Source organism: Chryseobacterium sp. G0201, from assembly GCF_003815655.1.
Taxonomy (GTDB): domain Bacteria; phylum Bacteroidota; class Bacteroidia; order Flavobacteriales; family Weeksellaceae; genus Chryseobacterium.
This window is the reverse complement of sequence record NZ_CP033917.1, coordinates 3,750,953-3,765,231: the sequence shown is the minus strand read 5'-3', so window position 1 is coordinate 3,765,231 and position 14,279 is coordinate 3,750,953. Positions and strand designations below refer to the sequence as shown.

Below are 14,279 nucleotides of genomic sequence, written 5' to 3'. Positions count from 1 at the left end.
ACAGTCCGCGATTAAAGCAATCTCAAAACCACAGCAAAACAATTCACAAAACATTGAATTTCAAGACATTAAAGTTGTACTAGAAGATACATTAGTACGTACTAATGTATCCTTTGGGGCAACAACCACTTTTTGCAGCATGAAATATCATATACCTTCGATCCAAGAATTCTACTAAAAACCGGCCGGGATAATTTTCAAAACGAACAACTCATGAAAAAGATTATCCTTTCACTTTTAACAATAGCAGGAATAATTTCTCTACACTCCTGTAGAGAACAGGATGAAGACCAAGTTGCGGACGTAAAAACCCAAAGCACGCAATCATCAATGAAGGAAACAAACAAAGATTCTGATAGCATTAATACAATTGTGCTAACACAACAATCAAATCTTGATGGTACAAAAGAAACTGATCCCCCGCCTAAAGATGGTGGCCAGTGGAAAATCACAAAGTAGTTGTGGTATTTCTTGAAAGCAAACGCTTGGAAAGATTTAACAAATCGGTAATGTGGCAATTAAAAAAAAAACAAAACCATGCGAAACAAAAAACTCGTCATTGAAATCGTCGTACTGTTACTCGTCATTCTATTCCTATACACTGGCTTAAGCAAGTTTATGGATTTTAAGGGTTTTACATATGACCTAAACAACCAACCCTTTCCAAATAGTTTTACACCTATTTTGAAGTGGCTTATACCAATTACTGAAATTGCGATTGTAGCAACACTCATGTTTGAGAAGACCAGAACAATTGGCTTATATGCATCGCTCGTACTGATGAGCTTGTTTACCATTTATACTGCCCTTGTACTGCTAAACGTATTTGAATATGTGCCTTGCAGTTGTGGAGGGGTAATCAAACATCTCACCTGGCCGCAGCATTTAATTCTTAATCTATTTTTTGTAGTTATCACTTATGTAGCAATAAGGTTTAGCAACCACAAAGCACTGCACCAATATACCTATTCACAATAGCTTTAACTTTAAAACCGTAACCATGAAAAAAAATAAATTACTATTAGCCCTGACAATAGTATTTGCCATAGCAAGCGCTTTTAAATCCTCAAAAAGATCTGCTGATAGACCGATTTGGGGATGGAGTGGAAGTTATTGGGTTTTAGCTGATGAAAATGATGTTTGTACCGACGATCCAAGTGAAGCCTGTATGGGTGTAATGATCAATGACGACCCCGACGCTGGAGTAGAACAAACTACAAGCTGGGGTACCTTTATACAAGTACCATAACCAATTACAATAAACTAAATAATAATAATAATAATAATAATAACCATGAATATTTCTGGCCAGAACTAAAAGGCGAAGCCGAAAACCTTTACAAAGAGTAGGCAACCAAAACTAAATTTATCTTATCATGAAAAATTTTAAATTATTATTAGCTACAGCCGTACTATTTGCTGTAGGAAGTGCTTTTACAAGTGTGAATAAGCATGATGACAGACCTGTTTATGGATATAACAGTGGCACATGGGTACTAGCAGACGGTAATGACAGATGCGAAGACTCAGAAGAACCAGCTTGTAAAGCTCTTATGCATAACGATGATCCAGGTCAGGGAGTGGAACAAATTCTTGAAGACGGTACTTTCATACAAGTACCATAATCCAACTTAGTACATTTAAATATATTGGGCTGATGATTAATCAGCCCATTTTTATTACTTAGCAAGAGCCGAATCGATAATTGGAACCAATTTTTCATATGGAACATACAAATTTGCTCGCTGAATTATTTTTCCCTTCCTATCAATCAGTACTTGCGACGGGTAACCATAAACGCCGTATTCACTTAATATCGGATGATTACTTCCCTGACCGTTTGTATACAAATTTAAAGTATGTTTTGATGTATATAAGCCCTCATTTATGCTTTTATGCCACTTGCTTAGGTCTTTATCACAGCTTATTGAAAGGAAAACAAAGTTTGGATCATCTTTATAGTGCGCTTCCACCTTGGAAAGATGGGCGGTATAAAATTTACTGCAAGATGAACAACCAGTATACCAAAAATCAATGAATACTATTTTCCCTTTAAAATCGCTTAATTTAACAACATTGCCTTTGGTATCTTTAAGTGCAAAATTATAGGCTTTTGATCCAATTTTAGAAGCATCGTACAATTTTCGTAACACATCTTTAAACACTTCTGTTTTAAAGTAAGTAAAGGCATCACTCATTAATTCTGCCACATTGTCTATGCTAGCACTATTTTCTATAAAATATGCTACAACTAATTTTTCTCTTAAAATGCCACCATAATTTTTCTTCAATATTTCGTAAGTAGATATATTTTGGACTTTCGATTGAATATGTGCTTTTGCCAAAAGTACATAGGTATATGATGACGATGCAACGATAATACTGTCCGAAAAAATAGTATCCGGAATTTTTTCAATAACATCATAATACATTTGATTTAAACTATCTAACAGTTGGGTTTTCTTATCTTTTTGCGCAGCTTTGTACAATTGGTTAAAATAAGAAAGTGCTACTGAAAGATGATCGCCGACAACATTTGCCTGCAATATAGAATATGCCTTCGGAGTAATAAGTCCTTCGTATCGCGTAAATATATTCCATCCATATAGCTGAGATGGTTTTTTACTAATTTCTGTACCCAGTTGCTCAAGGTACTGAGGGCTATACATGAATTTAATCTCAAACATATTGCCAAATGAATTTTTACTGTTTATTTTATAAGCCTGTATTAAGCTGTCTGTTCTCAATATGTCAGTTATTTTTTTTGCTAATACCTGCCTGTCCATTTGAAATTGTTTACTTGCATCAGCTTGTTCCAAATCACTTATAAGTTGAAATTTTTTTGCTGAAGGCCCGGCAAATACGGTTCTTCTGTATCTTTGATCAAATAGTATCTTAATGCTATCTCCCGGTTCAACCAAATACTCCTTTAATAACACGTCCTTACTCGATTCTATACGAATATAACCCGTATCAAAAACATCAGGTATAGTAAAATTAAATACGTATTGGCCATATGCCCCAAAAAAATTACCTTTCTTGGTAACAGTCTTGAGTATAAAAGGCTCCGGAAAATTTCTTCCTTTTTTTGTGTAAGTCTGCCAAAAGCTCACCGTGATTGTGTCGCTTACAAATTTCTTTTTTGCTGTCTCGTAGTCAGCATTGATCTGTCCATATATTACAACAGGTTTTTTACTACTTTTTGTTTGTGCGCTTAATGAGTAACTGCTGATAATACAAAATACAAATGAAACTGTGGTTAATCTATTTATAATGTTATTTTTCATCATTTTATCTGATATTTTGCTGAATAGAATTTAACTGAATCTCCCTGTCTGGTATTGGAAAAACATAACGTGAATCATTAGGTGGTAAAGTATAAACCTGACCATTTACGGTTCGGCTTAATGTTACCGCAAAGCGAGCATCGGTGTTCAGTCTTCTTAAATCAAGCCATCTAATGCCTCTAAATAATAGCTCTTTTCTACGCTCTGTATATATTTTTTTAAGTGCATCTGTTTCGTCACTGGCGGTTTGATTTACATAAGTACTAGTATTGGTAAGTGGATTAATTTTATATCGCTTTATCATTAAATCGTTAAGATCCTTCATTGCTCCTGCGATGTTTCCAGTACGTGCTAAGCATTCGGCTCTTGTTAGCAAGACTTCGTCAGTGGCCAGTCCAGCAAAATTACCAGCATATGTTTCGTCAAATGATCCTTTAAAAGCGTAGCGGGTTCCAGTTTGTCTGAAATAAACCGTTTTTCTTAAATCATTGACATCATACTGATTATAAAGATTGGGATTAATCAGACAATAATTAAGGCTCATAATTAGGACTAAAAAAGTGTTTAAGTCAGAAGAAAATATTACTTCTTCGTTAAATGGGGCAAAGGGAATGGTTGCAGTTGAATTAAGTGTATTAAAATCAGTAATCTTATTTTTTATCGCGAGGCAGTCATTAGCATATTTTAATGCATTATCATAATTCCCCATTACCAAATAAATCCGAGACATTAGAGCAAATACTGCTGATCTCGATGGCCTAGTAGGCACTATGGGAACATTTGGAAGGAGCTTTTCAGCCTCAAGTAAATCACTGATAATTTGCCGATAAGTCTCCTCAATGGTTGATCGTGGTAAGGCTCCAATCTCCGATTTTATTTTCAGTATTATACCCAAATCAGAGCTAGCCGTAGCTGTATTATAAGGTTTGCAAAAAGATTGCGCCAACTGGAAAAAAGCATGTGCCCTAAAAAAGTATGCACTTCCTTTAACATTATTATAGCTGGATAATTCTCCGTTTGAAGGATTAATCTTTTCGAGACCCTCTAGAGCTACATTGGAATAAAATACCTGCTCATAGGGTGAGCTCCAATCTCCACTGGTAGCCGTTCCTTCAAAAATATCCTTCTTAAACGTATAACAGTTTCTTTGAACTGCAGAAACCGTTGTTGTGTAGATATTATCGAGCATCTCATAATCATCTGTACTCAGTTCGCCCATTGCCGGCACAGCGCCAGCGCCAAATCCATTCATTTTTCCTTCGTTATCCAACAAAGCCTGAAAATTGGCAATCGTTTCAGGCACCACCAAATTTTTACTTGGTTTTGCATCCAGCCATTCTTTTTTACATGATATAAATAAGATGGCAATTAATATATAGGTAATAGGTTTAAAATTCATGATAAAATTGTTTTAAATGAATGTTTACATTTAGAATGTACATTTTACACCCAAGGAGTATGTTTTCGAAAATGGCAGAAAAATACTTGCATCAGGATCAATACCCTGTCTATTCTTTGTCCACAGTAGCCCAAGATTATTTATATAACTATAAACTTCAAGTTTTTTAAAAGGCAGTTTATTACCATTATTTTTATTAAAAGAATAAGAAAGTCCAACATCCTGAAGCCTGATATGGGAGCCAGATTCTACAAGAATTTCCGAGCCCTTATATATGGCGTCTCGATTAACATTATTTGGCAATGTAGGGAACGATGGAACTTGAGTGAAAAGTTCATCTCCTGTTTTTTGCCATCTGTTTGCATAGTCTACATTCCCTAACCACGCATTAAAAAGACTTCCATAATCAACTGATGACTTTCGGAAATAATACCCAAATTTGTAACTAATATTAAAACTACATTCAAACCCCTTATAAGAAAATGAATTGCGAATCGAACCGAAGTAAGGAGCAGTTGATGGTCCGTTGTAAACAAGCTCTTCCGGTTTCATAGTTGTTAATATTGAAGTATAATTTTTGCTCACCGCTCCATTCAAATAGCCCTGCGGATCTCCGGTAGCAGGATCTAATCCTGCCCATTTATAACTGTAAATAGAAAATAATGGCCGACCAACGTAGGGAGTTGCATCTATATCCGCAAAGCCTACAAGGCTAGAGGCAGTCGCTTTTGTTTCGTATTTGGTAACCTTATCCAATGCATATGAGAAAAGCACAACAGTATTCCATTGAAATTGTCCCTTTAAATTCTGGGTATTAACGGTGATATCAGTACCATGTCCTTTGGTGCTTGCCAAATTTGATCTAAATGTTGAGATACCGTTCGATGGTGCAACGAGCCCGTTCCCTATTAAATCAAGTCCTGCTTTACTAAAATATTCTATAGTGCCTGATATACGTTGATTCGCTGTGGCAAAATCTAACCCCAGATTAACAACCCTTGTCCTTTCCCATATTAAACTTGGGTTTGGAGGATTTGTAATTTGAGCAGTTTGAAGATTTGTTCGCGTACTGTTAGCATACAATGCGGTAACATAGGCCGAAGTAGATTTATCAACGTTTCCATTATAACCAAACGTTGCTCTCAGTTTTAAATAAGGAAGCCACTTAAGATTGTAAAAGTTTTCCTTGCTTGCAATCCATGAGCCGCCCACAGAGTATAGAGGTACACCTTTTTGATTTGTTTTAACACCTAATAAATTTGATGCATCTTTTCTGCCGCTTGCACTAAAAGTATACTTGTTATTAAAAGTATAAGCTGAGTTTGCATAGTAGGAGAAGAAACGATCTAATGAACCTGAAACCCCACTGCCTACTGGAATAGATAACCGCGTCGAAGTATTATAATATGCAGGAAAAAGGTCAACATAATTTACTCTGCTACTTGTTCCTAAAACATCATCATAGCCATATTGCCTGCTCGTACTTCCATCAATTTTGACCTCTCGCACTTCAACACCTGCAATGGCGTTTAACTGATGCTTTTGAATCCAGTTTTGATTGTAATTTACCTGTGAACGGAATGAATATGAATTTAGATCGGAAAGAGATTGATCTAAAATGCCCCCAACAGGCACAGGATATTTATTTGTAGATGTAGGATCATAAAATTTATTAATTAAATCTCTAACCATATAGGTCTGCTGGTCATAGAGATTTCGGCCAGTAACAAACTGTTTTTCGTACTGATATTTTACCTCGGCATTTAATTGAGGGATAAATGTATATTTAGCGCCAAGGCTTATGCGCGCATTTGTAAGTTTACTTACGTTGTTAGCTAAATTCAATTCATCTAAAGGGCGGTATTTCCAGTCAAGCATGCCAGCTCCCGGATTATCCGTAAAAGTACTTCTGTAATCTTTCACAATAGCTAGCGGGGTTCCATCAGCAGTAGCTAACTGTGCATAGGGATATATATTATTTTTGGTAGAACTAGGCGCTATGGAATTGAACCCACTGTTATTGTTTTGGGTTCTGTTCATAACATAGCTAATGCCCACAAGTATATCCAGATTTTTAAAAGGGGTAATGGTACTTTGTGCATTTAAGGAAATTCTGTTAAAATCATTATTTACTGCATTAAAAAGATTCTTGTCAAAACCACCAGAAAAATAATAACTGATATCTTTCGATCCCCCGTTCATATTCAGTGCATATTGCTGATTAAAACTATTTCGGTATAAGTATTTACTATAATCATCTCTGACATCTAATTTTCTTAATGCGTTAATTTGATTATTCGCATCTGTTTCAGATAAGGTTCCATTTTTCCTTTTTATTAGAATTTCGACAACGGGAGAAATAACAGGTTTATTAGCATTTGTCTGATCGGAATTATAAAAATTTAAGTCAAATAATTTCTGTTCAACATCAATAAAATCTGAAGAGCTCATCGAGCGCCTGCTATAATATAAATCAGATTTTTCACCAATGGTTATATTACTGTTGAAATTAACTTGAAGGGGAGCATTTTTAATACCTTTTTTCGTGGTTAGTACAATTACTCCGTTTCCAGCCCTCGCTCCCCAAATTGAGGCCGCTGCAGCGTCTTTAAGAACACTGATACTCTCAATATCGTTTGGGTTAATATTTGCAATATCCCCATCATAAGGAAAATTATCGACCACAATAAGTGGCTGATCATTGGCAAATATGGTACTGCGTCCACGGATATTCATATTGTTAGATTTTCCCGTAGTTTTATTTACTTTAAAGGAAAGACCAGGCACAACATTTTCTAAACGGCTTATAATGTCAGTAGAAACTCTTCTGTTAAGCAATTTATTATCAACCTGAACAAATGAACCCGTAGATCTTTCTTTAGGTATGGTTTGGTAACCCGTTGAGACAATAGAAACATCATTCAGGTTTGAACTTACTAATTGTAACTTTATGTTTATGTTACTATTGTTATCTACTTTTACTTCTATTGTTTGATATCCAATATAAGATATAACTACTATTGCATTCTCTGGGCCATTGTTAATAGTAAATCTTCCTTCTGCATTTGTAATTACACTTAGATTGGTACCCTTAATAGAGACGGTTGCTCCCACCAGAGGATCACCCTTTTCATCGGTTACAAGCCCAGTAATCTTTTGCTGTCTGGGGCTAGCACTCGCTCTGGGTTTTACAAAACCTTTTGCTTTTACAACAATGGTTTTCTTAACCATTTCGTAGGTAAAAGGTTGCCCTTCAAAAAGCAAATCCAATGTTTCAGTTAGGTTTTTTTGTTTTACATTTAAGGTTACCGTATTGGCATCCTTAATCATGTTTTCATCATAAAAAAAGATGTATCCGCTCTGTTTCTGTATCTGGCCAAATACCTTTGTTATAGGTTGCTGTGTAACTGCCAATGATATTTTTTGAGCATAAACGCTTGCCGTTACTTGAAAATAAGAGATCAATATAAATAGCGTGCTTAGCTTCATAACCAGAAGTGGTTTTGTAGGGTGACTTCGGGCACGCATAAGTGCATGCCGAAAGCATGTGAAAAATTTCATATTTTTGTTTGTGGGTTAGTTGAATAATTGCTTTACGGTGTTATCATGACTACCCCTATTGCCGGATAATGCTCTCGACAGCATTACCGGCTTTTTTATGGGGCATCATTAACTAATACTAAAAATTTGATTTAACTTCTACTGCATAGGCACTGATTTAGGGTTTAACAATTAGTGTGTTATTTATTAATTCGAAATGGAGATCATTTAGCATCAGGATTTTCAGTAAATCATTCAGGTTATCTGTACGGTATATACCACCTGTAAATTTCCTATCAGGGATTTTGCCTATATATTCTACATCAATATTGTACCAGCGTGCAACCTGCCGCATGATGGTTTGAATACTGGCTTGCTTAAAATAAATTTGGTTATTTTTCCATGCCAGTGCAGATTCTAAGTCAGCTGTTCCTATGGTAATATTGTTTTTTGTTGTGGTAGTTTGTTGTCCCGGCGCGATAGTCATAGCATGGCTAAAATTATTACCACTACTGGAAAGGTTTACACGTACTGAACCTTCTGCAAGCGTAGTAACAGTGCTTTGTTCATCAGCATAACTATTCACATTAAAGTGTGTCCCTAGTACTTCAACTGTTTGGTCCGCTGTTTTTACTCTGAAAGGTTTGCTTTTATTTTTGGCAACTTCAAAGTACGCTTCACCAGTGATGATAACCTCACGGCTATTTCCAATAAAAGCTGTCGGAAATTTGATAGATGATGCCGCGTTTAGCCATACATGGGTATTATCAGGCAAAATAACTTGATACTGCCCTCCATTTGGCGTTTTTATAGTATTATATACTAATCGAGAAGCGATATCAGTAGCATTATACTTTAACTGCCCTTTCCCGATTTTAGAAATATCTACACCGGGTTGTGCAGGTATAAGGTCATTTGAAACCGTATCTAATAAAACTGTTCTGCCATCATCCAGGACAAGCGTAGCTTTATCACCTCCCGGATTAACCCTAATTTGATTATCTGTTATTAGAACTGGTAAATGATCTTGTGTTTTACTCAGATAAAAATATAAAGCAAATGCTAGACCTAAAAGGGCAAGAGCAGCGTATGGCCAATATTTTTGTATCAGCCTTAATTTCTTTTTAGGCTGAAGTTTATTTCGCAGTTTATCCTGGACCGCATCAACAGTATTTTTTAGTCCTACTGCATTATTTTCTGCAACATCACTAGATAAGTTTTCGAAGATGAGATACCGAATTTCCTCACTACCCTCTTCTTTTCCAAAATGCCTTAGCAAAACACCATACTCATCATTATTAATGGTATTATCCAGATATTTGTTAAAGAGTTCTCTGATATAGTGGTTAGTTTCCAAGATTTGCTTTTTATAGTAATACGCTAATGGTATCAAAACCAATAGCTGCAATATTTATAAAAATCTTAAAATAATCACAACTAACTGATTATCAGAGAAAAAACTAACCAATAAGGTGATGATAGAATACAATAACAGCAAAGGGAATCGCCTTATCATAATTATCTTTTAAGAATTTGTTTGCTTTTGTAATATGATCGTTTACTGCTGCTTCCGAAATTTGCAAAAGCTTGCTTACTTCTGCATAACTTTTCTTCTCTAATTTACAAAGAAGAAAAACCTTTTTGCGCTGCTCAGGAAGTTTCTCTATAGAACGAAAAAGCTCATGGTCTGCGATCGCTTGTGAGATTTCTTCAAAAGGATTGTAAACCTCTGAGATGCGATACCATAATTCATCCGCCAATTTTTTGTCTTTGGAGACACTCCGGAAATAGTCGTTTACAAGATTGGATGCGATGCGGTGCAGATAAGCTTCAAGCGGTTTATCTCCATCTATTATATCCCTGTTATTCCATAATTTTATGAAAAGTTCCTGTAAAATATCTTCAACCAATTCCCATGATTTAAGCAGTCTGAAGAGGCGGCCTGCTAGCTTTTCCTTATGAATGGAATAGATTTTCTCAAAAGCTGTATAATCCCCATCCCGCAACCGAAGTAGCAACTCCTTTTCATCAATTATGGTTAAGGATTTCATTTATTTAACTAAAATATTAAGTTAAAGTTAAATATTTGTTGATGCAATCTCTAATGTTTGATAAAAATTCTAGCATGAAGTTATTAACCATAATTGTAGTATTGTACATAATGAACTACAACACCTTCCTCTTCATCATACTTATATTGGGACGTGGTAAAAAGAGCACTTTTACACTTTTTGATTTTAAATATTATACGCCCTATTGCTTCCAGGACTACACATTTAACTACCTGAAAAATTTCAGGTAGTCTTGTTTAATCAAATATTCTTCAAATTAATTTCTAATCATTCCAATGAACCATATCATAAGGGTAATATTGTTGATCCTTTAGAGAACTATCATCTAAGCCTAAAACTTGTACCAATGCGCCACTTTCCCAACTCCAATATCCTGCATAAGTGTCGTGTTTACTTTTATGATTATCGTACCATCCCGTATCTGAATGTCCTTTGTACCATTCTTTATCTAAATATAATTTTAGTTTCTCTACTGCCTTTTCTTTCTCACCACTCGTCGCTAAAGATATAACTTGCTCTAATGACTGATAGGGATCAGGAAATTTAAAGTTTTTAGCTTGTTTGTCCCAATTTACTTTTTTACATAATAGAAAATCTATTAAATAGTCATTTGGATCATCTTTCTTAATTAACTCTATAAGTTTGGAAAATTCATCTGCTTCTATATCTAACATTATTCCAATAGATATCATCCACAACATTTGAACATAAAAAGAGGTAGAATTATAAGTTAATTCAAACAATTTTATAGATTTTACGTAGTCATGTCGTAGTTGTGAAACTTCATAACCTTCCGAATACTTTGCTATAAATAGGTTCCGTGTAAAAAGATCTAATGTGATTGCACTATTTATGTATCCTTGATGCGGATCATCTAATCCTTCTATTTTCTCGATATATTTACTTTTCCTTTTTTGAGTATTCTGAATATATGAATCAAAATACTCTTGTGGCTTAATTTTATCTCGTACCATATTATTGTTTATCTTCAAATTTAATAAATTTTCTTAAGGCCATGGACCTGTAACATTCCCATTTGCGTCAATAGTACTTGTAGTTACGTTACCATTAGCGTCAACATGTGATAGTACTCGCTGTACGTTTGATGGATTGTTTTCTATTTCGAAACGAATGTCATCAGCAATTTCAGGCCCAACTGCATTTTCTAATCTCTCACTACCCAAAATCCAGTCCTTACTCATTTGGGGTCCGTCTTTAGGAGTTTGACTTAGATCAGAACTTCCATACTTGGCTTCTACTATAACATATTTAGGGGGAGGGGACGCATTTTCGTATACACCATCAATTCCTTTATGTCCGTTTTGATCAACGTTAGTAATTTTTTCGTGCAATGCTGTTAAATCTGCGGGTTGCCCATTTATTTCTGTTATCCCTTCGATATTTTGATCCATTTTCATTTCACCATAGTTTCCTTTTCTTTGGTGATTTCCTTTTTTATGACCCTCATAACCTTCCAATGGTATTGATCCATCTTCTACTCCATTAATCTGGTCTCTTTGAGCTATTGAATCTGCATCTAAACTCGTGGCATCTTCAAATGCCTCTCTTTCTCCCGCTGGCCCACCTGCTTCGCTTTCTGCTACGTTTGCATCTTTAACAGTTTGCTCCTCGTCGGTTTTTTTAGTTTCACCATCGTTTACAGGTTCTTCAACTTTACTTTTTGGTTCGGCTTTACTGGTCAACTCTTCAGGAGCTTTATGTACCGGAGATAATAGCATTGCCATACCTGCAACATCCTGCCAACTTGTAGAATATCCTGTTCCGTCTTCCTTTTTCCATCCTAAAGCACTGCCGGCCATATTGTGTCCAGATTCATACATGCCGGTTTCCATTGCGAAAACGCCTTGTCCAGCGGCTCCCCAGCCAGATTCTCCTGTATTACCGTAATGCCCTAAGCCAGCCTGTGTCGCAGTAACTGTACGTATGCCAACTGCTGTACCAACTGTTGTCCAAACGGCAGTTGTGCTTGCACCTGCCCCAGCATAACCAAAGGAAGCAGCAATATTTTTTACGACATTCATAGGGCAACTTTTAGCAAATTGCCACGCAGCCTGTCCAATCCCCCTTATTCCGCCACTTGCAAACGCTGATGCACCTCCCGCCCATAATGCGCCTGCCATACCTACTGCAGCACCAGCCATCATTCCTTCCATTAGTTTACCCAAATAATTGGATGCACCCAATGCTATTGCCTGATTCCAGTTTTTTATTTTAGGATTAAAGGTAACTATACCTCCAGGTATCATGCAAGTCATTTTAAAATCACCCGTTACCTGCGTAACGCCTTGTATTACAGTTCTATTAGCTTTGGGTACTTCTACCCATGTTCTTATTTTGGCACCCAGATGGCCACAAAGCATAGTTCCTACAACTGCTCCCCAGGCAGCACCCGCCAAACCAGCAAGTGCCCCTAATGCGATCAGCGCTGCTCCACCTGTAGCTACAGTCATTGCCGCAATTACAACTACAGCTGCTGCCAATAGTGCATATATTAGCATAAGCTTAGTACAGCCAAAATCTATCCAGCTACTGGTTGCTTTATCATTAACAGTTATATATTTTTCTCCTGATGCTTTTTTGGTAGTTTTATTGGAGCCTTGCAGCTGTGCGGGTACAGCTCCGTTTGTACACTGCCAAAAGTCGTTCTCAGTGATTCTTTTATTGCCCACTTATTACTTTTTTCAAAATTTGCTTTCGTGTATGATGTGCCAATCTTATCTTGTCCCCGTTGTATATTTTTTGAAAAACATGCTGACGAAGAAAGATGTGCTCTCCTTTTTTAAAACTCTTTTCAATAAAAAATGACGAAGTACCAAAATTTATGGTTAACCCAATCCGAATACTGAGATGCCATATTTGGAAAGTCTTTTGCCATTTTTTTTCTGATTCTAAAAATGATTTTTTTGTATGTACAGGTTTCATAATTGTATTTTTAAATCCGAATCCTTCCTATTGTCACAGTAGATAAAGCTCCTGCTTTAACTGTTCTTACAACTGGTTTCAGGGCATAAATCATGACCATCTTACGCCATATATTTTTTCATCATTTTCTGGTGCAGCTTTTGTCTCATTTTCGGTATGTTTGTTTTTTTCAAGCGTTTGTTTTTCTCCATCGCTCACCATCGTAAACTTAAATTTATGATATAGCTTTTCGGGATTTACTTCCTCCATTTTACTTACATCAGATCTTCTTAGTCTTCCGCTTTCATATTCTACTAAACGCTCTTCATCCTGTATCATCTTGATCTGCACAGGGTCAATTTTAATTTTGTCTTTAAATTGATGATAAGCAGCATTACAAAAGCCATCACTTAATGGCAACTGCGGATAAGCCTTGGTATTAACAATCAATGTTTCTTTGCCCTGAACAGGTAATGTTGAATTACATTCAGATTTAAGGTTCCATTCCAGATTTGCGGTATTAAAAATATTAGTACCAAAAATCTTTTTAGCCGCTCGTAAATCGGTATCATATACATGTCCAAAATACATGGCGAAAAATTCGTTGGCCTGAACCGCGATCATCACCTTATCAGCGTTATTAAAAATTTCATCATGTAAGGTTATGGCTTGTTCCAATTCTGCGTTTCCTGAAATATGTTTCTGTATTTCTGCTTTGGTCTCTGCCCATTTTGATAAAATAAAATCGGTGTTAAGCACTTTTAGTACTTTGCCACTCGGCGCTATTTGCAGGTGCAGTTCGTTATACATCCGCCCAAAAACCTGGCTTACCTGTGCCACCTCCTTAACCATTGGATTATTTGCCTTTACCACTTTACTTTCCAGCACCAAAAGCCTTACTTCTACAAAATCTTCCCTTATGCTCAGCACTTGAAAATCATATCGTATTTCAACTGTAGAAAGGATAGTAGATTCTATTGCATTTACCTCAGCATCAATGGAAAGTGTATATTGATCCCTAAAGGGTTGTCTTATCTTGATTCTTTTATCGTTTATCAT

13 protein-coding genes are annotated in these 14,279 nt (G+C 36.1%); 4 read left to right on the top strand and 9 right to left on the bottom strand.

What is annotated here, in order from left to right; genetic code table 11:
- Positions 1–213 precede the first annotated feature (213 nt).
- The 4 genes from EG348_RS16840 to EG348_RS16830 all read left to right on the top strand — a co-directional run bounded on the left by EG348_RS16840 (position 214) and on the right by EG348_RS16830 (position 1,625).
- Positions 214–459 carry a hypothetical protein gene (locus EG348_RS16840; RefSeq protein WP_123984133.1) on the top strand — a complete coding sequence of 82 codons (246 nt, stop codon included), beginning with the start codon at positions 214–216 and terminating at the stop codon, positions 457–459.
- 78 nt (positions 460–537) lie between these two features.
- On the top strand, positions 538–978 hold the full coding sequence (locus tag EG348_RS22105; RefSeq protein ID WP_410494131.1) for a MauE/DoxX family redox-associated membrane protein: 441 nt from the start codon (positions 538–540) through the stop codon (positions 976–978).
- A 22-nt stretch (positions 979–1,000) separates the two neighbouring features.
- Positions 1,001–1,249 carry a hypothetical protein gene (locus tag EG348_RS16835; protein WP_123984132.1) on the top strand — a complete coding sequence of 83 codons (249 nt, stop codon included), beginning with the start codon at positions 1,001–1,003 and terminating at the stop codon, positions 1,247–1,249.
- A gap of 127 nt (positions 1,250–1,376) precedes the next feature.
- Positions 1,377–1,625, top strand: coding sequence for a DUF6520 family protein (locus EG348_RS16830; RefSeq protein WP_123984131.1), 249 nt, complete (start codon positions 1,377–1,379; stop codon positions 1,623–1,625).
- A 54-nt stretch (positions 1,626–1,679) separates the two neighbouring features.
- Here the strand turns inward: EG348_RS16830 and EG348_RS16825 are convergent, their stop codons facing one another.
- The 9 genes from EG348_RS16825 to EG348_RS16785 all read right to left on the bottom strand — a co-directional run bounded on the left by EG348_RS16825 (position 1,680) and on the right by EG348_RS16785 (position 14,279).
- Positions 1,680–3,290, bottom strand: a complete 1,611-nt coding sequence (locus EG348_RS16825; RefSeq protein WP_123984130.1) for a TlpA family protein disulfide reductase — start codon at positions 3,288–3,290, stop codon at positions 1,680–1,682.
- 1 nt (position 3,291) lies between these two features.
- The gene (locus tag EG348_RS16820; protein WP_123984129.1) at positions 3,292–4,686 is read right to left on the bottom strand and encodes a RagB/SusD family nutrient uptake outer membrane protein; all 1,395 of its coding nucleotides are present in this window, start codon (positions 4,684–4,686) and stop codon (positions 3,292–3,294) included.
- Positions 4,687–4,716: 30 nt separating this feature from the next.
- Entirely contained in the window at positions 4,717–8,175 is a 3,459-nt protein-coding gene (locus tag EG348_RS16815) for a SusC/RagA family TonB-linked outer membrane protein (protein ID WP_164463314.1), read from the bottom strand.
- Positions 8,176–8,404: 229 nt separating this feature from the next.
- The gene (locus tag EG348_RS16810) at positions 8,405–9,583 is read right to left on the bottom strand and encodes a FecR family protein (protein ID WP_123984127.1); all 1,179 of its coding nucleotides are present in this window, start codon (positions 9,581–9,583) and stop codon (positions 8,405–8,407) included.
- 103 nt (positions 9,584–9,686) lie between these two features.
- Positions 9,687–10,277 carry an RNA polymerase sigma factor gene (locus tag EG348_RS16805; RefSeq protein ID WP_123984126.1) on the bottom strand — a complete coding sequence of 197 codons (591 nt, stop codon included), beginning with the start codon at positions 10,275–10,277 and terminating at the stop codon, positions 9,687–9,689.
- A gap of 284 nt (positions 10,278–10,561) precedes the next feature.
- Positions 10,562–11,272 carry a PoNi-like cognate immunity protein gene (locus EG348_RS16800; RefSeq protein ID WP_123984125.1) on the bottom strand — a complete coding sequence of 237 codons (711 nt, stop codon included), beginning with the start codon at positions 11,270–11,272 and terminating at the stop codon, positions 10,562–10,564.
- 33 nt (positions 11,273–11,305) lie between these two features.
- A complete protein-coding gene (locus EG348_RS21800; RefSeq protein ID WP_185145482.1) occupies positions 11,306–12,988 on the bottom strand; it encodes a hypothetical protein in 1,683 nt (560 codons plus the stop codon).
- Positions 12,978–13,241, bottom strand: a complete 264-nt coding sequence (locus tag EG348_RS16790; RefSeq protein WP_123984124.1) for a hypothetical protein — start codon at positions 13,239–13,241, stop codon at positions 12,978–12,980. The genes EG348_RS21800 and EG348_RS16790 overlap by 11 nt, the downstream gene beginning before the upstream one ends.
- Positions 13,242–13,331: 90 nt before the next feature.
- Positions 13,332–14,279: a hypothetical protein gene (locus EG348_RS16785; RefSeq protein ID WP_123984123.1), complete on the bottom strand. Its 948-nt coding sequence runs from the start codon at positions 14,277–14,279 to the stop codon at positions 13,332–13,334.